Annotated in this window: 19 protein-coding genes and 1 tRNA gene; 9 read left to right on the plus strand and 11 right to left on the minus strand. The window is 70.2% G+C overall.

What is annotated here, in order from left to right; translation table 11 throughout:
- Positions 1-5: 5 nt before the first annotated feature.
- From G5B56_RS16855 to G5B56_RS16890, 8 genes are all read right to left on the minus strand, one after another.
- A complete protein-coding gene (locus tag G5B56_RS16855) occupies positions 6-479 on the minus strand; it encodes a terminase small subunit (protein WP_164963965.1) in 474 nt (157 codons plus the stop codon).
- A gap of 148 nt (positions 480-627) precedes the next feature.
- A complete protein-coding gene (locus G5B56_RS16860) occupies positions 628-1,422 on the minus strand; it encodes a hypothetical protein (protein ID WP_164963966.1) in 795 nt (264 codons plus the stop codon).
- The gene (locus G5B56_RS16865) at positions 1,419-1,706 is read right to left on the minus strand and encodes a hypothetical protein (protein WP_164963967.1); all 288 of its coding nucleotides are present in this window, start codon (positions 1,704-1,706) and stop codon (positions 1,419-1,421) included. Before G5B56_RS16865 ends, G5B56_RS16860 begins: the two co-directional genes overlap by 4 nt.
- Positions 1,707-1,981: 275 nt before the next feature.
- Positions 1,982-4,666, minus strand: a complete 2,685-nt coding sequence (locus G5B56_RS16870; protein ID WP_164963968.1) for a VapE domain-containing protein — start codon at positions 4,664-4,666, stop codon at positions 1,982-1,984.
- Positions 4,667-4,827: 161 nt separating this feature from the next.
- Entirely contained in the window at positions 4,828-5,427 is a 600-nt protein-coding gene (locus tag G5B56_RS16875) for a hypothetical protein (protein ID WP_164963969.1), read from the minus strand.
- Positions 5,424-5,705, minus strand: coding sequence for a hypothetical protein (locus tag G5B56_RS16880; RefSeq protein WP_164963970.1), 282 nt, complete (start codon positions 5,703-5,705; stop codon positions 5,424-5,426). Before G5B56_RS16880 ends, G5B56_RS16875 begins: the two co-directional genes overlap by 4 nt.
- A 133-nt stretch (positions 5,706-5,838) precedes the next feature.
- Positions 5,839-6,894: a site-specific integrase gene (locus tag G5B56_RS16885; RefSeq protein ID WP_164963971.1), complete on the minus strand. Its 1,056-nt coding sequence runs from the start codon at positions 6,892-6,894 to the stop codon at positions 5,839-5,841.
- 94 nt (positions 6,895-6,988) lie between these two features.
- Positions 6,989-7,065: transfer RNA gene (locus G5B56_RS16890), tRNA-Met, on the minus strand.
- Positions 7,066-7,110: 45 nt separating this feature from the next.
- On the opposite strand from G5B56_RS16890, the gene ftsY reads away from it, so the two are divergent.
- Positions 7,111-8,232: a signal recognition particle-docking protein FtsY gene (gene ftsY, locus G5B56_RS16895; protein WP_009857552.1), complete on the plus strand. Its 1,122-nt coding sequence runs from the start codon at positions 7,111-7,113 to the stop codon at positions 8,230-8,232.
- Between the two features lie 172 nt (positions 8,233-8,404).
- Here the strand turns inward: ftsY and ffh are convergent, their stop codons facing one another.
- Complete coding sequence (gene ffh / locus G5B56_RS16900) at positions 8,405-9,772, minus strand: signal recognition particle protein (RefSeq protein WP_164963972.1); 1,368 nt, start codon at positions 9,770-9,772, stop codon at positions 8,405-8,407.
- A 45-nt stretch (positions 9,773-9,817) separates the two neighbouring features.
- Here ffh and G5B56_RS16905 point away from each other — a divergent pair, with 45 nt between their 5' ends.
- The 8 genes from G5B56_RS16905 to G5B56_RS16940 all read left to right on the plus strand — a co-directional run bounded on the left by G5B56_RS16905 (position 9,818) and on the right by G5B56_RS16940 (position 20,061).
- Positions 9,818-10,636, plus strand: coding sequence for an inner membrane protein YpjD (locus tag G5B56_RS16905; RefSeq protein WP_164963973.1), 819 nt, complete (start codon positions 9,818-9,820; stop codon positions 10,634-10,636).
- Positions 10,633-10,875 (plus strand): PP0621 family protein, encoded by a 243-nt coding sequence (locus G5B56_RS16910; protein WP_009857555.1) that lies wholly within the window; start codon positions 10,633-10,635, stop codon positions 10,873-10,875. The genes G5B56_RS16905 and G5B56_RS16910 overlap by 4 nt, the downstream gene beginning before the upstream one ends.
- 7 nt (positions 10,876-10,882) lie before the next feature.
- Positions 10,883-12,751, plus strand: a complete 1,869-nt coding sequence (locus G5B56_RS16915) for a PAS domain-containing sensor histidine kinase (protein ID WP_009857556.1) — start codon at positions 10,883-10,885, stop codon at positions 12,749-12,751.
- Positions 12,748-14,193, plus strand: coding sequence for a sigma-54 dependent transcriptional regulator (locus tag G5B56_RS16920; RefSeq protein WP_164963974.1), 1,446 nt, complete (start codon positions 12,748-12,750; stop codon positions 14,191-14,193). The genes G5B56_RS16915 and G5B56_RS16920 overlap by 4 nt, the downstream gene beginning before the upstream one ends.
- Positions 14,194-14,781 (plus strand): 1,6-anhydro-N-acetylmuramyl-L-alanine amidase AmpD, encoded by a 588-nt coding sequence (ampD, locus tag G5B56_RS16925; protein ID WP_164963975.1) that lies wholly within the window; start codon positions 14,194-14,196, stop codon positions 14,779-14,781.
- A gap of 289 nt (positions 14,782-15,070) precedes the next feature.
- A complete protein-coding gene (locus tag G5B56_RS16930) occupies positions 15,071-17,923 on the plus strand; it encodes a ribonucleoside-diphosphate reductase subunit alpha (RefSeq protein WP_164963976.1) in 2,853 nt (950 codons plus the stop codon).
- 133 nt (positions 17,924-18,056) lie between these two features.
- The gene (locus tag G5B56_RS16935; protein ID WP_164963977.1) at positions 18,057-19,214 is read left to right on the plus strand and encodes a ribonucleotide-diphosphate reductase subunit beta; all 1,158 of its coding nucleotides are present in this window, start codon (positions 18,057-18,059) and stop codon (positions 19,212-19,214) included.
- 256 nt (positions 19,215-19,470) lie between these two features.
- Complete coding sequence (locus G5B56_RS16940; protein ID WP_164963978.1) at positions 19,471-20,061, plus strand: histone; 591 nt, start codon at positions 19,471-19,473, stop codon at positions 20,059-20,061.
- Between the two features lie 85 nt (positions 20,062-20,146).
- On the opposite strand, the gene G5B56_RS16945 is transcribed toward G5B56_RS16940, so the two are convergent.
- Together G5B56_RS16945 and G5B56_RS16950 are read right to left on the minus strand one after the other, a co-directional pair.
- Complete coding sequence (locus G5B56_RS16945) at positions 20,147-21,052, minus strand: carbohydrate kinase family protein (protein ID WP_009857562.1); 906 nt, start codon at positions 21,050-21,052, stop codon at positions 20,147-20,149.
- Positions 21,053-21,092: 40 nt separating this feature from the next.
- On the minus strand, positions 21,093-22,079 hold the full coding sequence (locus tag G5B56_RS16950) for a DUF3426 domain-containing protein (protein ID WP_164963979.1): 987 nt from the start codon (positions 22,077-22,079) through the stop codon (positions 21,093-21,095).
- Positions 22,080-22,081 lie beyond the last annotated feature (2 nt).

The raw sequence follows: 22,081 nt of genomic DNA on the forward strand, positions 1-22,081 counted from the left end.
ACGGCTCATTGGTCGTCGGCCTCGTCTTCCGCGTCGACCAGGTCGGCCAGCGACATCGCAGCAGCCATGTTCCTCGCGGAATTGACAGCCTTCTCGACCAGCTGGCGCTGCTCGGCGGTGATCTCCGGCCAGCGCAGCACCAGAGCCGGCACGATGCCTTCGAGCACGCCGGCAGCCTGGCGGCCGACCTTCGCGATCACCTGCTCGATCAGGCCGACAGGCGCGTACTCTTTCGCCTTCACGGCGTTGCGCATCGCGATCTCGCGCCGGCGCTCTTCGTCCAGCGCAGCGCGAGCTTCGGCCAGGCGGCCGGCACGGCCTGCCGCTTCCTCGCGCAGCTGCCCGCAGTACGCGAGCAGCCAGGTGCGGCCGGTGGCGTTTGCCTTCAGCACGCCGCGCTTCTGCAGGTCGCTGACTGCAGGTTGCGTGATACCGACTAGCTCGGCGAACTGAGACTGGGTCAGAACTTGGTCTAGCACGACATAACCCCCCTATAGAGCCCTGTGACTAGGCTGAGTGCGGGCCTCGAATTACCCCTGCGGGCAGGTCCCCGGGAGGACCCGTTGACCACATGGGCAGGCACCCCTGCCTGGGGCGTGCAGACGTCCGCACGGTCGATCGCGCGGGTCATCGGCTGCCCCGCAGGAAGAAGGCGGCGTTGATGGCGCGCACGCTGTCGTCCAGGTGCTGCGGGAAGCGATCGCGCACCAAGCGCTCGCCCACGCCGAAGAAGTCAAGCGCCTTGGAGTAGCGCGTCGACTTCACGAAGAAGAGCACCGGCCGCACCGACGAGCCCCATGCGTGCTGCCGGCGCTCCCAGACGCCACGGGGCAGGTGCTGGGGGTACTGCGCCCGGCCGCGGCCAGCGACGCCAGAGCGCTGCCCGTCTGCGGCGCGAGTGCAGAAGTAGGCGACCGTCGAGCGCTTGGCCATCGAGCGCTTGCTCCAGCTCGCGTTCGAGAAGTCGCCCTGCACGACGGCGGTCCGCAGCTGCGACAGGATCTTGGTGATCTGCCCGCGGCTCATGTTCCCGTAGGCGTCGAGCTGGGCCGCAGTGCCCGGCACGGCGCGCTCGTCTGCAGCCATGTAGCCCGTCATGCGCAGGCGCTGCTCGAAGCGCTTGAGCGGACGGCCGCCGCCTTCGATCAGGGGCAGCATGTGGTTGTCCTTGCCCGATGGCGTGTCCTTCAGCCAGACGCGGGCCTGCAGGCGGCTCTTGGTCGCCGGCTGCAGGAAGACCGCGTTCAGGCTGTACGGCGTCGGCTTGTCGATCGCCTTCTTGATCAGCTCGACCTCGGCAGCCTTGACGTCCACGCCGGTCTTGGTCATCGCCCTGGCCAGCGCGTAATCGGCCTGGCGGTCGACGTCCTGCAGCGCCGACAGCGCGGCCGACATGTCGGAGCGCACGCGGATGGCGATCACGGCTTGGCCTCCGGCGGGCGCATGACGAGCAGGCCCTGCGTCCTGGTGATCTGCCACAGCGCGATGTCGGCCATCGCGTCCCAGGGCATGCCGATGGAGATGCCGCCTTCGCGCGCGAACAGCCAGCCCGGTTCCTGCTGGACGACGCCGCGCTTCCAGCACTCGTTGACGTGCGCGTCGCCGAACTCCTTGCGCTTCTCGGCCATGAGACGCGCGACGTTCGGCATGGCCTTCGGGAGCCAGTCCCAGCGGCTCTTCTGCTGCCCCTTGTCCGAGTTGTCCATGTTCTTTCTGATGAGAGGTGTAGGTGGTTGGGTGCTTGCGCCCGCCCGCGTGCGGGCGTCTGCACGCCACGCGGCGTGCGCATCTGGATGCACCCGGATCCGCCGCGCAAAGCTCCGCCCGCGAGCCCTGGCCGGTGGTTTGCCGATAAGCCAGGACTCAGTGAAACGAACGTGGACAACGCGGACAGATCCCGGTGCGCCGGGTCGCGGTGGTCTACATGGCCGTCAGCGCCTCGCCCCGCCCGACCTTTTCCGCGTACGCACGCGCTCTCTGGTCAGAACGGCGGGGCATCGAGGGCCTCCGTTTCGGATTGGGGCTGCGTCACCCCGGTGGATTGGCTCGCGCCGGCCCGTGCCGGCTTCGCGCTGCGCTGAGCAGGGCGTACGTACACCCGAGGCCTACGACCTTCGTCGTCGGCACTCAGGCGCCTCGTCGTCCAGCCCAGCGCGTTCAGCACCGAGCCGGCACGCTTGACCACGGCGTCGGTCTGCTTGTCGACCGAGTAGCCGATCCGGCCCAGCAGTTCGGTCATGCCGATCTCGTCGACCAACCAGCCGCTCAGTTCGCCGACCGCGACGCGCTGATGGGGGTCATAGAGATACGTCCGAATCGCGGCCTCGATCGAGCTTTCGACCGTGCGCTGGCGCTGCTGGAGGTCGAAGTACCGGGCCTGCTCGGCTCGGTCGGGATAGAAGCGCTCGCCGGCGTCTACGTAGTGCAGGGCCTCGGCCAGCAGCTGCTCGACGTGGTCGCGCAGCCAGTCGGTATCCAGCGGCCGCGTCACCCGCAGCGGCCAGAAGCGCCGGTTGCCCGTCGTGTCGGTCAGGTAGTGCGCCTCGTTCGTCGTGCCGATGAACACGACCTGACGCGGGTACTTCGCCGGCCGCCGGTCAAAGGTGGCGCGGAAACGGTCCTCGCACGACGAGATGAAGCGCTTGACCGCGCCGACCTCCTGCTTCGTCAGGCTCTCCAGCTCGGACCACTCGTACACCCAGACGCCCTGGATGTTCATGAGGCTGTCCTTGTGCTGGATGTCCAGGCCGGTGTCGGCGAAGTAGTCGCCGCCGAGGATGCGCGCGAAGGTCGACTTCCCCATGCCCTGCGGACCTTCGAGGATCAGCATGTAGTCGAACTTGCAACCGGGGCCAATGACGACGTGGCCGCCGCGGCGCACCTCAGGCAGCACGCGGGCCACCATGGCCATCAGGAAGAAGCGGCCGGCCAGGCGTAGGTACTCCTGCAGGTCGGCCTCGTGCTCGTCCTCCTCGAGACAGACGCGCTCCAGCCAGCGGTCAAGGCGAGGCTGCCCGTCCCAGGTGCCGCGCAGGGCGAGCACACGCTCCCGCAGCGGGTGGTACGCATGCCGGCGCGCCACGATCATCACGGCCTCTTCCAGCGCCTGGCGACTCATGCTGGGCAGCCAGTGCTCGCGCACCAGCCAGTCGCCCATCATCAGCTCGTCGGCCTCCAGCCAATCCCCCGGCGGCGAGCCCCACGGCGCGGCCCGGGTCTTCTCGACGTTGTTGGTGAAAGCGTTGAAGCGGATCAGCCCAGACACTTCCGGGATGCCCGGCACGTTGCGGTCAGGCCGGCCATCGAGAGCCGTGACGACGTTCTCACGGCATGCCGTGATGGCGCCCTTCGCGCTGGTCAGCAGGAAGCGCACCCAGCGCCGTGCCGGGTCCTCGCCGTCGTCCTCCGTGCTCGCGCCAGCCGGTGGAGGGGTAGATCCGCCCGCCTGGCCCGCAGCAGCCCGTGGCGCCGCGTCGGGCCCGACGAACGGCCGTGCGCCGCGGATGTAGTCGCGCACGCGGGCAGCGTCCCAGCCCTCGGCGATCGCGTCGGCGATGTCCCAGCCGTCAGGACGCTCGCCGGGCTTCAGCATGCCCACCATGTAGACCGTGCAGCCGTGGTCGGCCTGCAGCTGCTGGCCAATGCCCACCATCGCCTGATAGCCGGGCTGCTTCTCCAGCGGCAGGATCGGCTTACTCTCTTCGCTGACACCTTGCTCACGGTCTTGCGCCGTCAGCCCCACCCGCTTGGCATCCGCGTCAGGCCACAGGTAAACCGTTCGGCCCATCAACAGCGACCATCGCGCCAGCGGCCAGGCCTTGCCGCCGCCCGGCCAGCTGACAAAGTCAAACTCGTGGCCCAGCAGCAGGTGGCCAGCTTCGGCGCACTTTTCGCCCTCTACCAAGACCACCGGCACGTCGGCCGGTGAGCCGCTCAGGACCGTGGCGGGAACATACAGAGGTCTCGGGGCCGCCCATTGCTTCCAGTGCCACCTGGCGCCGCGCCTGTCGTCTTGGGTGTCTTCGCACCAGGTCAAAGGCACCGCGTCCTTGACGAGCTTGCCTTTGCTGTTGATCCGCTCGAATCGCGCCACGAAGCCGAGCAGCTCACCCTCGAAGACGTAACGCCACACTCGCACGGCATCGAGCTCGATGCGTTCGTTGGTCTTTCGGTCGACCACGAAGCCGAAGCGGAAGCGCTTGGGCTCCGGCGCGTGCTTGGGCACGGGCAGGATGGAGCGCCAGCGCTCGCCGGCGCCGGGCTTGGCCGTCTCGGCGGCCCGCTGCGGCGGCGGCTCGGCGGGGTCAGGCGTCGGTGCAGGCGTCTGCGCGGCCTGGCGCTGCTCGGGCTCGCGCCGGCGCTCGTCGCGCAGGAAGTCGCGCTCCCATCGGAACTGCTCGATCAGCTCCAGCGCTGCCTCGCGGTTGCCCAGGTTGCGCACCCGCGCGTACAGGCTCACCAGGTCACCACCGACCTCGTCATCGGGCGCGGCGTTGTCGATCCACTGCCCGGTGCGCAGGTTGACGTTCGCGCTCTCGCCATCGGCACCGTCGAAGTCGCCGATGTACCAGCGCCCGTTGCGCTCGACGCCGTTGGGCAGCCAGCGCGGCACGAGCTCGTGCGCGCGCTCGAGCAGCGCCCGTGAGAGGCCGGCGAAGTCGATCATCTGCGGCTACCGCTTCCCCTGCCTAGCCAGAATCGCCAGGCGGTGCTCGTGATGAACGGCGAGCCCATCAGGCGATCTCCTCGCGTACGCTGGAATGCAGGGCGCGGAAGTCGCCCACCAAGGGAGCGCCGCCGATGAAACCGAACCTTGACTCGCAACTGCTAAACACTGCCTGCCCTCACTGCGGCCAGCACTTCCGCGAGACACTCTGCCGGCTCAAGGCGGTACCGGATCGCACCTGCAGCGCCTGCGGGCAGGCCTTCCGGGTTGATCACAGCCAGTTGGACGCCGCTGTCGCACAGGGCGCGAAGGCGCTGGCGGATTTCGAGAGAGCCGTCGGCCGCATCGGCAAGCGCTGACAGGCACGCTTCAAACGGACTGGTGTCCAGGCTCAGCTGGACGCTCAACGTCGTCATGCCGCCCTCCTGATCGCCGGCTCCAGCGCCTGGTGGCAGCGTGTGCCTCTTGGCCGCCACGACGCCGCAACCCTTGTAGCCGGCCATCTCCCCGAATCGTCGGGCGAGGTCGTGGTGGCCGTGCTCGGCTGCGAGCTTGAGCAGGCCGAAGAACTCGCGATGCCCAAACTTCTCCCGCCGTTGCGGGTCCAGGCAGGCGCGAAGCCACGGGCCAGCCTTCCTCTTCGGTAGGTCGGGCCGGAGGAGATACCCCACGACGTTGTAGCCGCCGATGGCATCGACCGCCTGGCCGATGAGTTCAAGGAGTTGGGCCTCCTCGACGGCGCGATGTTCGACGGCGTTCATGCGGCGCGGCCCGCGGCCAAGCGCCGCCCGATATCGAGCAGAGCCGCGTTGCATTCCACGGGCACGACGAACGACCGCTTGTTCAACAGGCACAGCGCGCCGCGGGCCAGCAGCTCGGCCCGGTTTTGCCGGACAAACCAGCGCCACGCTTCGGCAGTGGGGAAGACGTGGTCGTTGGCTCGCTGGTAGTCCTCCCACGGCACCAGCTGCGCCCTCAGATCGAGGACAGGTTCAGCGAGGAGGGAGCCGCCTTCAGTCGCAGTCTCGACGTATTCCAAGTGGTTCTCCGGTGTAGCGGGCGTTGCAGACACCCGCGAACACCGGCACTCTCGGCCTGTCGCTGTCCCGTTTCTAGGAAAACGGGGGACAGTTGCAACGAGGGCGCTCAGCAGGAGCGGCCCACGGGCTCGCTCAGCGGATGTCGCCCATCACGCGTTCCACCAGCGCACTACGGTCGCCGGCCGCGAAGTGGCTGTAGCGCTTCGTCATGGAGATCTGGCGATGCCCGAGCAGGTCCGCGATCTCCAGCAGGGAGGCGCCGTTCTGCGCGAGGAAGCTGGCGCAGCTGTGGCGCAGGTCGTGGAAGCGGAATGCTTTGACTCCCGCCGCCTTCAGCGCGTCGTGCCACGGCTTCTCGAAGCTGATCGGCTTCTTCGAATCGCGGTGTGAGGGGAAGACGAGCGTGGTCGGTGCGCCCTTGAACTGGTGCAGTTGCTCGATGACGGCCGGCAACAGGGGCAAGCCTTTGGGGTCGCCGTTCTTTGAGACGTCAACGAAGGCGAGGGCCCGCTCGAGGTCCACGTCGCGCCAATGCAGGCCGAGCAACTCGCTCTTGCGGGCGCCCGTCGTTAGGGCCATCAGGACCAGCAGGTACAGGCGGGGCCACGTCGACGCCTTGCAGGCCTCAAGCAGGCGACGGCGCTCGTCGTCCGACAGGAAGCGGGTCTTCCCGGATCCTTCTCGGTTCAGCTCGATCCGGCGGACGGGATGATCAAAGCCCTTTGGGGCAATCCGTTTGCGAATCGCCCAGGTGAGGACCGACGCCAGCGCAGAGATGTAGCGGTTGATCGTCGAGCCTGCCAGCGGCTTGCGCTTCGCGCGGAAGATCGGCCTCCCGTCAGCGTCCTTGCCGGCGTAGTAACGACTAGTGCGCTGCGTCAGTGCTTCGATGCCGAGGTGTACCTCGTCATCGGTCAACTGCTCCAGCGGGATTGAGCCGATCTGGCTGCGCCAGAAGTCCAGGCGCTGCGGAACGGTGCGGTCGCGCCCGGTGTACTGCGCCATGTAGAGGTCGCAGAGCCGCGAGATCGTGATGGAGCCATCGCGCACCGGCAGGGCGCCGGCAAGCATCAGGCTATGCGGAAGGGTCACCGCGGCAGGCGTGCCAGCGGTGTGGCTCCCTGTTGCCGGATCGCTGCAACGATCGACGGCGCCCGGGAGACCGGCGGAGGGGATGGAAGTCGACATGCCAGACCTTCACACTGCGAAACCGCCATTTGCACCGGCGGAGTTGGTGGAAGGTGTCTGCAGTCGCCCGCTACACAGGGAGAACTAAGTAATCTGGTGGCGCTTCAGGGACTTGAACCCCGGACCTGCGGATTATGATTCCGTCGCTCTAACCAACTGAGCTAAAGCGCCTGAGCCCAGCAGTATAACAAGGCTCTCGCCAACTCGTCACCTCCGATGTTCAGCTTTTTCAAGAAGAAGGTCACACCGGCCCCGGCCGCCCCCGTCGAGCCGACGCCCGCCGAGGCCTCGGAGCAGGCCCCGGCGCTGTCGGATGACGAGCTCGAGCGTGCGGCGCTGGCGGCGGCGCCGGAGCCCGAGGCCGTGCCCGGACCGGCGCCCGTCGAGGTCGCTCCGGTGGCCGAGGTGCCGGCCGTGGCCGAGCCGCGCTCGCGCTGGCTCGACCGGCTGAAGCTCGGCTTGCGCAAGACCGGCAGCAGCATCACGCAGGTCTTCACCGGCACGAAGATCGACGATGCGCTGTACGAGGACCTGGAGTCGGCGCTGCTGGTGGCCGATGCCGGTGTCGGCGCGACGCAGTACCTGCTGCAGGACCTGAAGCGCCGTGTGAAGGAGGCCAAGGCCACCGAGCCGGCGGTCGTCAAGGCGCTGCTCGCCGACGCCGTGGCCGAGCTGCTGGCGCCGCTGCAGAAGCCGCTGGTCATCGGCCAGCAGACGCCGACCGTCGTGATGGTGGCCGGCGTCAACGGTGCCGGCAAGACGACGACGATCGGCAAGCTGACGCGCCATCTGGCCGAGTCCGACCGCCGTGTGCTGTTGGCTGCGGCCGACACCTTCCGCGCCGCGGCGCGTGAGCAGCTCGCCGTCTGGGCCGACCGCAACCGCGTCGAGATCGTCAGCCAGCAGGGCGGCGACCCGGCCGCGGTGAGCTTCGACGCCGTCACCGCCGGCCGCGCGCGCGGCTGCGACGTCGTCATCGCCGACACCGCCGGGCGCCTGCCGACGCAGCTGCACCTTATGGACGAGCTGAAGAAGATCAAGCGCACGATCGGCAAGGCGCAGGAGGGGGCGCCGCACGAGGTGCTGCTGGTCATCGACGGCAACACCGGCCAGAACGCGCTGGCCCAGGTGAAGGCCTTCGACGCCGCGCTGGGCCTCACCGGCTTGATCGTCACCAAGCTCGACGGCACCGCCAAGGGCGGCGTGCTGGCCGCGATCGCCCGCTGGTGCGCCGAGCAGGGCCGCGTCGTGCCGGTCTACTTCATCGGCGTCGGCGAGCGGCTGGAAGACCTGCAGACCTTCGACGCGCGGGAATTCGCGAACGCGCTGCTGGGGTGAGCCCGGACGTGAACGGCCCGGTGGACCGTTCGCGCCTGGCGAAGAGCCGAAAGAACGGGGTCAGAAAGAACGGGGTCAGGTCTTGAGAGACCTGACCCCGTGCTGTTCGCGGCTGTTCGTGACCCCGTCTGTTCGGTGGTGCGCAGCGCTGGCCGTTTGAAAGCGCGCCGGCTCAGCCGCCCATCCCCGGCGGCAGCATGCCCTTCATGCCGCCCATGCGCTTCATCATCTTCATCAGGCCGCCGCCCTTCATCTTCTTCATCACGCCCTGCATCTGCTCGAACTGGTTGAGCAGGCGGTTGACTTCCTGGACGTGAACGCCGGCGCCGGCGGCGATGCGGCGCTTGCGGCTGGCCTTGATCAGCTCGGGCTTGCGCCGCTCGAGCGCCGTCATCGAGTTGATGATGCCTTCCATGCGGCGGACGTCGCGCTCCGCCTTGTCCATGTCGGCGCCCTTGGCCTTGGCGGTGATCTGGGTGGGCAGCTTGTCCATCAGCCCGGCCAGGCCGCCCATCTTCTTCATCTGGCTGATCTGCGAGAGGAAGTCGTTGAGGTCGAAGCCGCCGGACTTGACCTTGTCGGCGAGCTTCTGCGCCTCCTTCAGGTCGACGCCCTTCTGCACCTCCTCGACCAGGGCGACGATGTCGCCCATGCCGAGCACACGCCCGGCGTGGCGCTCGGCGTCGAAGACCTCCAGGCCGTCGATCTTCTCGGACACGCCGGCGAACTTGATCGGCGCGCCGGCGACCTGGCGCACCGACAGCGCGGCGCCGCCGCGCGAGTCGCCGTCGAGCTTGGTCAGCACGATGCCCGACAGCGGCAGCGCCTCCTTGAAGGCCTTGGCGGTGTTGATCGCGTCCTGGCCCTGCATCGCGTCGACGACGAACAGCGTCTCGACCGGCTTCAGCGTGGCGTGCAGCTCGCGGATCTCGGCCATCAGCGCCTCGTCGATCGCCAGCCGGCCGGCGGTGTCGACGAGCAGCACGTCGAAGTAGTGGCGACGGGCGTGGTCCAGCGCGGCCAGCGCGATGTCGCGCGGCTTGTCGCTCGGCGCGCTCGGGAACCACTCGGCACCGGCCTGCTTCGTCACCGTCTTCAGCTGGTCGATGGCGGCCGGGCGGTAGACGTCGGCGGAGACCGTCAGCACCTTCTTCTTGCGCCGCTCGATCAGGTGCTTGGCCAGCTTCGCGGTGGTCGTCGTCTTGCCGGCGCCCTGCAGACCGGCCATCAGGATGACTGCCGGCGGCTGGACCGCGAGGTTCAGGTCGGCGACACCGTCGCCCATCGTCGCGGCGAGTTCCTTGTGGACGATGCCGACCAGGGCCTGGCCCGGGTTCAGCGAGCCGGCGACCTCCTGGCCGAGCGCCTTGTCCTTGACGCGGGCGATGAAGTCGCGCACCACCGGCAGCGCGACGTCGGCCTCGAGCAGGGCCATGCGCACTTCGCGCAGCATGTCCTGCACGTTGCCTTCGGTGATGCGGGCCTGGCCGCGCATCGTCTTGACCAGCCTCGAAAGCCGGTCGGATAGGTTCGAGGCCATCGCCGCTTCAGGCCGGGAACGGCCTGCAAAAAGTACACTGTCAGCATGATTCTATCGAGTGCCTCTCCCGTGGTGAGCGGTGGCCTGCCGCTGTTCGTCGCGCTGCTGGCGATCGCCGGCTACGTTGTCGCCGCGCTGCCCCTGGCCAAGTCGGGCCGCATCTGGATCGCCGCGCTGCACGTCGGCTGGATCGCCCACCTCGCGGCGCTGGTGCTCGACATCGGTGGCATCGGCCAGGAGGTGCCCGGTGCACGGGTCGGTTTCGGCCCGGTGCTGTCGCTGACGGTCTGGCTGGTGATGGCGGTGCACACGGTGGAAAACCGCTTCATGCCGCTGCCGGCGGTGCGTCGCTGGCTGGCGGTCTGCGGTGCGGTCGTCGTCGTGCTGGCGGCGCTGTTCCCGGGCGAGCCGCACCAGTACCACTCGCCGCTGGCGCCGCTGCACTTCGCGCTCGGTGTCGGCTCGTACAGCCTGTTCGGCGCCGCGGTCGTGCACGCGATGATGCTCGACGCCAGCGAGCGCCGGCTGCGCGAGCACTCCGGCATCCACCAGCCGCGCACCGGCATGCCGCTGCTGCTGCTCGAGCGCCTGACCTTCCGCTTCGTCGAGGCCGGCTTCTCGGTGCTGACGGCGACGATCGCGCTGGGCGCGCTGACCTCGGTCGGCTGGCGCTGGGACCACAAGGTGGTGTTCTCGCTGCTCGGCTGGGCGGTGTTCGCGGCGCTGCTCGTCGGCCGCCACCGCCAGGGCTGGCGCGGCCGCCAGGCCACGCGCTGGGTCTATGTCGGCGCGGTGCTGCTGCTGCTCGCGTATGCCGGCTCGCGCTTCGTCTTCGAGGTGCTGCTGGGGCGGCCGCCGGCGTGAAGTACCTGCTCGTCATCGCCGTCGTCGGCTTCGTGCTCTGGCTGATGTTCGGCCGCGGTCGTGGCCGTGAGGCTGCGGCGCCGGCCCGGCGCGCCCGCGGCGCCGCGGCGCCGGCGCAGCCGCAGGAGATGGTCGAATGCGCCCGCTGTGGCGTGCACCTGCCGGCCGACGAGGCGCTCGCCGACGTCGCCGGCCGCCGCTACTGCAGCGAGGCGCACCGCCTCGCCGGGCCGCGCTAGGCCGCGGATGGACGCGCCGGCGCAGGACCGTCGGCAGGGCGATCGGCGCCAGGGCGACCGGCGGGCGACGCCGCCGCATGCGGAGTCCTCGTGGTTCGGCCACGAGTCCAGCTTCGACCCGAACTGGGCCGCCAGCGGCAACCAGGAGATCGACCAGCGCCTGCGCTCGCTGTGGTCGCAGCGTGTCATCGGCGCCGAGGACAGCGCGCTGGCGCGCATCCACCGCACCTATGCCGCGGTGCGCGCGGCCTTCGGCATCGCGCTGGTGGCGGTGCAGGGCGCCGGCAACCTGCTCGGCGCGCGCCTGTCGCTGCCGCTGACGCTGATCTGCATCGCCTACGCGGTGCAGGCGATCGCGCTGTGGCTGCTGCCGCGCTTCCAGCCGCTGACCACGCCGGTGGCCTCGCCGATGCTGCGCCGGCGGCAGTGGCTGGCCACCGTCGGGGTCGACCTCGTCACCTTCGGGGCGCTGCACCTGGGTGGCAGCGGCGGCCCGGTCAACTACTCGGCACTGCTGGTGCTGCCGGTGCTGATGGCCGGTGTCGTCGGGCCGCGCCTGGTGGCGCTGGGCACCGCCGCCGGCGTCGCGCTGCTGCTGCTGGCCGGCGTCTCGCGCGGCGGCTGGGACGACCTCGAACTCGCCGGCTCGCTGCTGCAGTCCGGCCTGGCCGGCTTGGGCCTGTTCGTCATCGCGCTGCTGTCGGGCGAGCTGTCGGCGCGCCTGGCGCGCGAGGAGCAGGCCGCTCGCGGCAGCCTCGAGCTGGCGCGCCAGCAGGCCCAGCTCAACCGGCTGGTGATCGAGGAGATGGTCGACGGCGTGCTGGTCGTCGACGGGCGGCTGCGCGTGCGCGCCGCCAACCCGGCGGCGCGTGCGCTGCTGGTCGACGCCGGGCTGAGCCCGCCGGCGCCGTTCGGCCTGGAGACGCGGGCGAGCTGGGCGCCGCTCGCGCGCTCGGTGTCCCAGGCGCTGGCCGAGCGCCAGTGGCCCGAGGCCGGACGCGAGGTCACGCTGGCCTTCGACGGCGGTGTGCCGCGCACGCTGCGCCTGCGCGTGCGTTTCGTGCGCGGGCGCTCGCCGGCCGAGGGCGGGCCCGGCGAGCCGCTGTGCGTGCTGCTGCTGGAGGACGTGCGCATCGCCCAGGCCCGGCTGCAGCAGGAGAAGCTGGCGGCGATGGGCCGCGTGTCGGCCGGCATCGCGCACGAGATCCGCAACCCGCTGGCCGCGATCTCCCAGGCCAACGCCCTGTTGCTGGAAGACGAGCTCGCGCCCGCGCAGCGGCGCCTGGCGCGCATCGTCGCGGACAACGTCGACCGGCTCAAGCGCATCGTCGACGACGTCATGGAGCTGGCGCCGGGCGGCCCGCAGGCCGTGCCGGTGCCGCTGGACGCCACCGCCGAGGTCGGCTGTGCCGCCGCCGACTGGGCCGCGACGGCCTCGCTGCCGCTCGGCCATGCCAGCCGGCTGCGTGTCGAGTTGCCGGAGGCGCCGCTGGGTGTCGGCTTCGATCCCGAGCATCTGCGCCGGGTGCTCGTCAACCTACTCGACAACGCCCGCCGCCACGCCAGCGAGGCCCCGGCGGCGATCCGGCTGCAGCTCTTCGCGCTGTCCGAGACACAGGCCCAGCTGGTCGTCGCCAGCGACGGGCCGGCGATCGCGCCGGAGGTCGAGCCTTACATCTTCGAGCCGTTCTTCTCGACGCGCAGCCGTGGCGCCGGCCTCGGCCTGTATATTTGCCGCGAGCTCTGCGAGCGCTACGGCGCGAGCATCGGCTACCGCCGGCGCGAGGCCGACGTCGGTGCCCGCAACGAGTTCGTCGTCACGATGAAACGCTGCCCGCTGCCGGCAGCCGACTCCCCGCTGCAACTGACCCCGTGAGCGCCGCCACGCCGCCCCGATTGCTCGTCGTCGACGACGAGCCCGACCTGCGCACGCTCTACGAGCTGACGCTGCTGCGCGAGGGTTACGACGTCGAGAGCGCCGAGACCGTCGAGGAAGCCTGGGCCGCGCTGCAGTCGCGCCGCTTCCAGCTGCTGATCACCGACATGCGTTTGCCCGACGGCACCGGGCTGGACTTGCTGCGCCGGCTGGAGGATGCCGGGCGCGGCGAGAAGGGCATCGTCATCACCGCCTACGGCTCGGCCGAGAACGCCGTCGAGGCGCTGAAGGCCGGCGCCTACGACTACCTCACCAAGCCGGTCGACCTGCGTCAGTTCCGCGCCGTCGTCGCGTCGGCGCTGGGGCGCACGCCGGCGACCGACGGCGCGCGTGCGGCGCGACCGGCCGACGCGCGCCACACGCTGCCGCCGCGCCGCGCGCTGGAGCGCATGGCCGGCGAGTCGGCCGCGCTGCAGCAGGTGCGCAGCCTGGTCGGCAAGGTCGCCCGCAGCATGGCGCCGGTGCTGGTGCACGGCGAGTCGGGCACCGGCAAGGAGCTGGTTGCGCGTGCGATCCACGAGCTGTCGCCGCGCCACGCGATGCCCTTCGTCGCGGTGAACTGCGGCGCGATCCCGGAGTCGCTGCTCGAAGCCGAGTTCTTCGGCTACCGCCGAGGCGCCTTCACCGGCGCCGTCGAGGACCGCGAAGGCTTCTTCCAGGCCGCGCAGGGCGGCACGCTGTTCCTCGACGAGATCGGCGACCTGCCGCTGGCGATGCAGAGCAAGCTGCTGCGCGCGGTGCAGGAGCGTGCGGTGCGGCCGCTGGGTGCGGTCGCCGAGCAGTCGGTCAACGTGCGCATCGTCAGCGCCACCCACAAGGACCTTTCGGCCGAGGTGCATGCCGGGCGTTTCCGCCAGGACCTGTTCTACCGCCTGAACGTCATCGAGATCGTCGTGCCGCCGCTGCGCGAGCGGCTCGAGGACCTGCCGGCGATCGCCGCCGCGGTGCTCGAGCGCATCGCCGGCGACGCCGGGGTGTCGCCGCCGCCGGTGCTGTCGGCCCAGGCGCTGGCGCACCTCTCGCGCTACGCCTTTCCCGGCAACGTGCGCGAGCTGGAGAACCTGCTGCACCGTGCCGTCACGCTGGCCGGCGGCAGCGTCGTCGAGTGCCGCGACCTCGGGTTGCCGGAAGCCGTGTTCGCCGACTCCGGGCACCAGGAACTGGAGCCGCCGGCGCCAGCGCCGCTGCGGCCGGCGCCGGCCGAGGTGCCGCTGCCCGACGACCTCGCGGCCTACCTCGACCAGGTCGAGCGCGAGATCCTCGAGCGTTCGCTCGAGCGCCACCGCTACAACCGCACCGCCGCCGGCGCCAGCCTCGGGCTGTCGCTGCGCCAGATGCGCTACCGCATGGCGCGGCTGGGCATCGGCAGCGGCGACGACTGAGTGGCGGGCTCGCCGCGTCACTGGCGCGACGGCTGGTACGCCGGCGCGCGGGTCGTCCCGTCGCCCAACTTCGGCCCGCGGCCACCGGGCACGGCGGTCTCGCTGGTGGTGCTGCACTCGATCAGCCTGCCGCCGGGCGAGTACGGCGGTGACGCCATCGAACGCCTGTTCACGAACACGCTGGACTGCGACGCCCACCCGTACTACGACCGGCTGCGCGGGCTGCAGGTGTCGGCGCACTTCGTCATCCGCCGCGGCGGCGAGTTGCTGCAGTTCGTGTCCTGCGACGATCGCGCCTGGCATGCCGGGCGTTCGGTGTGGCGCGGGCGCGAGAACTGCAACGACTGGTCGATCGGCATCGAGCTCGAAGGGCTGGAAGGCCAACCTTTCGAGACCGCGCAGTACGCCCGCCTGGCGCGGCTGCTGCCGGCGCTGGCGCGCGCCTATCCGCTGGCCGAGCTGACCGGCCACGAGCATGTCGCGCCGGGGCGCAAGCACGACCCTGGCGCAGGCTTCGACTGGCCGCGTCTGGCGCGGCTGCTGGCCGTGCGCGCACCCGCGCTGCGCGTGGCGCCGGCCGTCGGCTGAGCCGCCTCTCTCCGCTTCGCCCGCCAGTCTCTCGAAGGTGCGCCCGTGGTGCTCCACGAGGGTGCCTCGCGGCCCGCTCCTGGTGCGGGATTTCACGCATGCGAACGCTATTCCTAGTGCATTGCAGGCTTTGGTGGCGCTAGATATAGTGTCTGCTCGCGTCGTGCTCCGGCGCCGTCGGCCGCTTCCCCGGGGGCTGCGGCGTGCGGCCCGTGCCGCGGTCCTCCCCGGCCGCGCCGCGCCGAAAGCGCGCCCAGCCTTCCGCCCACCACACCGACAGGGGAACCCCATGCAAGCAGTCCAGTCGCCCGCGACCGAGGCCGTCGTGCCCGCTCGAAGCGCCGCCGTCGCCCCGGCCGCCGCGTCCGTCAGCGGCTACCAGATCATCCGCCGCAACGGCTCGGTCGTCGCCTTCGAGCCCAACAAGATCGCCGTCGCGCTGATGAAGGCCTTCCTGGCCGTGCACGGCGCGCAGGGTGCGGCCTCGGCCAGCGTGCGCGAGACGGTGGACCAGCTGACCGAAGGTGTCGTGCGGGCGCTGGTGCGTTCGCGCCCGGGCGGCGGCACCTTCCACATCGAGGACGTGCAGGACCACGTGGAACTCGGCCTGATGCGCGGCGGCCACCACGAGGTCGCGCGCGCCTACGTGCTCTACCGCGAACGCCGGGCGCAGGAGCGCTCGCGCCAGGCCGCGGCGCCCCAGCCGGCGGCGCCCGAGCTGCACGTCCTGGACGGCGGCCAGCGCCTGCCGCTGGATCTGGACGCGCTGCGTTCGCTGGTCGAGCAGGCCTGCGCCGGTCTGGGCGAGGACGTGCGTGCCGAGCCCATCCTCGCCGAGACGCGCCGCAACCTCTACGACGGCGTGCCGCTGGACGAGGTCTACAAGGCGGCGATCCTGGCCTCGCGCACGCTGATCGAGAAGGACCCGGCCTACACGCGCGCCACCGCGCGCCTGCTGCTGCACACGATCCGCCGCGAGATCCTCGGCGCCGACGTGCGCCCCGAGGCGATGGCCGCGCGTTACGCCGAGTACTTCCCCGCTTACGTGCGCCAGGGCGTGCAGGCCGAACTGCTCGACGAGGAGCTGCAGCGCTTCGACCTCGCCCGGCTGGGCGCGGCGCTGAAGCCCGAGCGCGACCTGCAGTTCGACTACCTCGGTCTGCAGACGCTGTACGACCGCTACTTCCTGCACGTCGAGGGTCGCCGCATCGAGCTGCCGCAGGCCTTCTTCATGCGTGTCGCGATGGGCCTGGCGCTCAACGAGATCGACCGCGAGGCGCGTGCGATCGAGTTCTACGACGTGCTCTCCAGCTTCGACTTCATGTCCTCGACGCCGACGCTGTTCAACAGCGGCACGCGGCGTTCGCAACTGTCGTCTTGCTACCTGACGACGGTGTCCGACGACCTCGAAGGCATCTACGAGGCGCTGAAGGAGAACGCGCTGCTGTCCAAGTTCGCCGGCGGCCTGGGCAACGACTGGACCCCGGTGCGTGCGCTGGGCAGCCACATCAAGGGCACCAACGGCAAGAGCCAGGGCGTCGTGCCCTTCCTGAAGGTCGTCAACGACACCGCGGTGGCGGTCAACCAGGGCGGCAAGAGGAAGGGCGCGGTCTGCGCGTATCTCGAGACCTGGCACCTGGACATCGAGGAGTTCCTCGAGCTGCGCAAGAACACCGGCGACGACCGCCGGCGCACGCACGACATGAACACCGCGAACTGGATTCCGGACCTGTTCATGAAGCGCGTGATGGAAGGCGGCGACTGGACGCTGTTCTCGCCTTCGTCGTGCCCCGACCTGCACGACAAGTTCGGCGCTGCCTTCGAGCAGGCCTACGTGGCCTACGAGCGCAAGGCCGACCGCGGCGAGATCCGTCCGAGCAAGCGCCTGCCGGCGCGCGACCTGTGGCGCAAGATGCTGACGATGCTCTTCGAGACCGGGCATCCGTGGATCACGTTCAAGGACGCCTGCAACCTGCGCAGCCCGCAGCAGCACGTCGGTGTCGTGCACTCCAGCAACCTGTGCACCGAGATCACGCTGAACACCAGCGACAGCGAGATCGCGGTCTGCAACCTCGGCTCGATCAACCTGGCGCAGCACGTCGCCGGCGGCGGCATCGACCAGGCCAAGTTGAAGCGCACGGTGTCGACGGCGATGCGCATGCTCGACAACGTCATCGACATCAACTACTACGCGGTCAAGAAGGCGCGCGACGCCAACCTGCGCCACCGTCCGGTCGGCCTGGGTCTGATGGGCTTCCAGGACTGCCTGTACCAGCTGCGCCTGCCCTACGCCAGCGACGCCGCGGTCGAGTTCGCCGACCGCTCGATGGAAGCGCTGTGCTACCACGCCTACTGGGCGTCGAGCGAGCTGGCCGAGGAGCGCGGGCGCTACTCCAGCTACCGCGGCTCTCTGTGGGACCGCGGCGTGCTGCCGCAGGACACGCTGGACCTGCTGGCCGCCGAGCGCGGCGGCCACGTCGAGGTCGACCGCAGCCAGACGCTGGACTGGGCCGCGCTGCGTGCGCGCATCGCCGTGCACGGCATGCGCAACTCCAACTGCGTGGCGATCGCGCCGACAGCGACGATCTCCAACATCATCGGCGTCGACGCCTCCATCGAGCCCTGCTTCGGCAACCTCTCGGTGAAGAGCAACCTGTCGGGCGAGTTCACCGTCGTCAACGAGTACCTGGTGCGCGACCTGAAGCGCCTGGGGCTGTGGGACGACGTGATGGTGATGGACCTGAAGCACTTCGACGGTTCGCTGCGCGCCGTCGACCGCGTGCCCGACGAGCTCAAGCAGCTCTACGCCACCGCCTTCGAGGTCGACGCACGCTGGCTCGTCGAGGCCGCGGCGCGGCGCCAGAAGTGGATCGACCAGGCGCAGTCGCTGAACATCTACATGGCCGGCGCTTCGGGCAAGAAGCTCGACGAGATCTACAAGCTGGCGTGGACACGCGGCCTGAAGACCACCTACTACCTGCGCACGATGAGCGCGACGCACGCCGAGAAGAGCACGGTGGCGCCGGGCGCGATGAACGCCGTGCCGCGCCATGGCGGGCTGGAAGCCGCCGCGGCCGCCGAGCCCGCGAGCGACGTGCGCTTCTGCTCGATCGACAACCCCGATTGCGAGGCCTGCCAGTAAGGCTTCGGAGCGTCTAACGCTCGAAGTGCGCATTCTTCGGAACCTCATGCGTTCACCGAATGCGCACCCATGGCAACTAGTGCTTGGTGATCCCGAGCAAGCCCTCGATAATTCAACAACAGGACGTCCACACATGCTGGTCTGGGAAGACGAAGTACGCAGCACCCCGGCGATCGCCCCTGTGGCGATGACGCCCCCGTCGGACACCGCCGCACGAAGCGTCGCGGCCACGAATGCCACGCCGGTTTCGCGCCCCGCCGCGACGGCCCACACGCGGCGCGTCAACGTCGCCGACAAGCGCATCATCAACGGCCAGACCGACGTGAACCAGCTGGTTCCGTTCAAGTACAAGTGGGCCTGGGAGAAGTACCTCGCCACCTGCGCCAACCACTGGATGCCGCAGGAAGTGAACATGAGCCGCGACATCGCGCTCTGGAAGGACCCGAACGGCCTGACCGAGGACGAGCGCCGCATCGTCAAGCGCAACCTCGGCTTCTTCGTCACCGCCGACTCGCTGGCCGCCAACAACATCGTGCTCGGCACCTACCGGCACATCACCGCGCCCGAGTGCCGCCAGTTCCTGCTGCGCCAGGCCTTCGAGGAGGCGATCCACACCCACGCCTACCAGTACATCGTCGAGTCGCTGGGGCTGGACGAAGGCGAGATCTTCAACGCCTATCACGAGGTCGCGGCGATCCGCGACAAGGACGAGTTCCTGATCCCGTTCATCGACGCGATCATGGACCCGGCCTTCCGCACCGGCACGCCCGAGGCCGACCAGACGCTGCTGAAGAGCCTGATCGTCTTCGCCTGCCTGATGGAAGGCCTGTTCTTCTACGTCGGCTTCACGCAGATCCTGGCGCTGGGCCGGCAGAACAAGATGACCGGCGCGGCCGAGCAGTACCAGTACATCCTGCGCGACGAGTCGATGCACTGCAATTTCGGCATCGACCTGATCAACCAGATCAAGCTCGAGAACCCGCAGCTGTGGACGCCGGCGTTCAAGGCCGAGATCCGCGCGCTGTTCGAGCGCGCCGTCGAGCTCGAGTACCGCTACGCCGAGGACACGATGCCGCGCGGCGTGCTCGGCATGAACGCGTCGATGTTCAAGGGCTACCTGCGCTACATCGCCAACCGGCGCGCGACGCAGATCGGCCTGGAGGCGCTCTTCCCGAACGAGGAGAACCCGTTCCCGTGGATGAGCGAGATGATCGACCTGAAGAAGGAGCGCAACTTCTTCGAGACCCGCGTCATCGACTACCAGAGCGGTGGCGCTCTGTCATGGGATTGAGCGGGAAACGCCGCTCCCCGAACCCGGCGGGCCACGGCCCGCTGCCGTCGCACGGTGCCTTCGCGGGGCCCGTGCGACGTTTCACATCCGCGGTCCGGGAACAGCGCCGCCAGATGCGCCGTCCCGTGGCCGCTGCCCCATTCGTCGTACCGGGGCGAGTGCCCGGCCCCAGCCGGGCGTCAGAACGCCGGACGACGGATTGCCGTGCCGCTCATGACGGCGCGGTGCTCTTTGCAACTTGATCAAGGAGATCGTGATGGCAACTGCGAAGAAGGCGCCCGCCAAGAAGGCCGCGCCGGCAAAGAAGGCGGCTCCGGCCAAGAAGGTCGTGGCTGAGAAGAAGGCCGCTGCGCCGGCCAAGAAGGCTGCGCCGGCGAAGAAGGCCGCCGCGGTCAAGAAGGCGGCGGCTCCGGCCAAGAAGGCCGCTCCGGCGAAGAAGGCGGCAGCCCCGGCGAAGAAGGCCGCTGCCGTGAAGAAGGCGGCGGCGCCGGCGAAGAAGGCCGCGGCCCCGGCCAAGAAGGCCGCTGCTCCGGCGAAGAAGGCTGCAGCGCCGGCCAAGAAGGCGGCGGCTCCGGCGAAGAAGGCGGCAGCGCCGGCCAAGAAGGCGGCGGCTCCGGCGAAGAAGGCCGCCCCCGCGAAGAAGGCGGCGGCGCCGGCCAAGAAGGCGGCGACCGTGAAGAAGGCTGCGGCCCCGGCGCCGAAGGCGGCCGAGCCCAAGGCCCCGGCCAAGAAGAAGGCCGCGCCGAAGAAGGCCGAACCTGCGCCGGCGGCGGCGCCCGCGCCGGCCGCCAAGACGACGCTGAGCCCGGCGGCCGCCTGGCCGTTCCCGACCGGCAACAAGCCCTGATGACGAACCGGCCGCTCGAGGCGGCCGGTGTCGTGGTCTGCAAGCCCGGCCTCGGCCGGGCTTTTTCATGCCTGCGCGGCGGGCGTCAGAGGCCCAGCGCGGCGCGGTCGACGACGTGGTTCTGGCCGCCCTTGCTGGCGATCTTCAGCGCGCCGATGCGGTTGCCCAGCGCGGCGCAGCGTTCCAGGTCCCAGCCGCGTTCCAGGCCGTAGAGCAGGGCGGCGCGGAAGGAGTCGCCGCAGCCGGTCGGGTCGACGATCCCGGCGGCGGCCACGCCCGGCACCTCGCGGCGTTCGCCGTCGGTCCAGATCTCGCAGCCGCGTTCGCCCAGCGTCACGACGACACCCTTCAGGTTCGAGCGCGACAGGCCGGCGAGGTCGGTGCCGATGCGTTCGCAGAGGATGCGGCCTTCGTAGTCGTTGACGGCGACCCAGCTCGCGATCTCGACCATGCGCCGCAGCGCCGGGCCGTCGAACATCGGCAGCTGCTGGCCCGGATCGAAGATGAACGGGATGCCGGCGGCGTGCATCTGCTCGGCGTGTTCGCCCATCGCCTCGCGGCCGTCGGGCGAGATGATGCCGATCTTCAGGTCGGCGCGCGCCGGCACCTTGGCCAGGTGCGCGTTCTGCATCGCGCCCGGGTGGAAGGCGGTGATCTGGTTGTTCTGGACGTCGGTGATGATCATCGCCTGCGCCGTGTACGAGGCCTCGTCGACCATCACCAGCGAGGTGTCGGCGCCCCAGCCCTTCATGCGCGCGAGGTAGTCGGCGCCGTCGTTGCCGAGCGCGGCCATGACCACCGCCTCGCCGCCCAGCGCCTGCAGCGTGTAGGCGATGTTGCCGGCGCAGCCGCCGAACTCGCGCCGCAGCGTGGGCACCAGGAACGACAGGTTCAGGATGTGCATCTGCTCCGGCAGGATCTGCTCCGCGAAGCGGCCGGGGTAGGTCGTGATGGTGTCGAAGGCGAGCGATCCGCAGATCAACGCGGGCATAGAAGACTCCGGGGAAGTGGCGCGCGCGCGGCGCGCAGGCTCAGGGGTAGAAGATCTCGATCGTATAGCCGGCCACCGGCTTGCCGGCGGCCGTCAGCGTGACCTGGATCGGCATTTCGGCTGCCGGCGCGACCGCCGGCGTGGCGATGCCGGCCTCGGCCGGCGTGATGACGCGGCGCGCGACGATGCCGCCGCGGCTGTCGGACAGCGTGAGGTCCAGCGCCGGCACCGCCAGCGGCAGCGCCGAGCGGTTGCGCAGCAGCAGTTGCAGCTGGTACATCGCCGTGCCTTCGACGCGCACCAGGCCGCTGCTCTCGACGCTCAGGCCTTCGATCGAGCGCGGGGGCGCGATCGTGCAGTCCGGTGCCTGGCACAAGGCCTCCAGCAGCGGCTGCGTGGCCGGCCATCGGGCGGCGACGAAGTCGCGGTACTCGTAGGCGGCCTGCAGCGCGAGGCCGGCGGCCCCGGCGACGCAGAGGGCGGCCAGCGCGGCGCGCACGCGCGGCCGGCGCCAGCGCTCGCGGCGTTCGGCGTGGCGCAGGAAGGCGGGCTTGGGCTCCTCGGCGGCCGCGGCCGGTGGCGTGTCCGGTTCGGTCACGGCGGCCACGGGCTCGGCGTCTGCCGCCTCGGGCGGGGTGTCGGCCGTCGCGGCCGGGGCCCAATCCTCGGGCGCCTCCCGGTGCGGCTCGTCGAGGCCGGCATGGCGTTCGAGCAGCACGGTCTCGGCGTGCGTCGGCTCGGCCGGCGGCGTCGCACCGGTCTCGGGCGCGGGTTCGGGGTCGGGCTCGTCTGCCGGCCCGGCGTCGATCGCCGGACGGCTGTCGAAGGCCGGCGCTGCGGGCGGCTCCGGGTCAGACGGTCGGGGGGGTGTCGGCGGCGTCTCGACGTCGAGGTCGACGAGGTTCTGGATCGCGTTGAAGACCTCGCCGCAGCGGCCGCAGCGAACCCAGCCGTCGGAGACCCGAAGCTGGTCCTGCACCACACGGAAGACGGTACCGCAGGACGGGCACCGGGCGGCGAGCGTCATGC

Origin of the sequence: Rubrivivax sp. JA1026 (genome assembly GCF_011065555.1) — a bacterium.
Lineage (GTDB): Bacteria > Pseudomonadota > Gammaproteobacteria > Burkholderiales > Burkholderiaceae_C > Rubrivivax > Rubrivivax benzoatilyticus.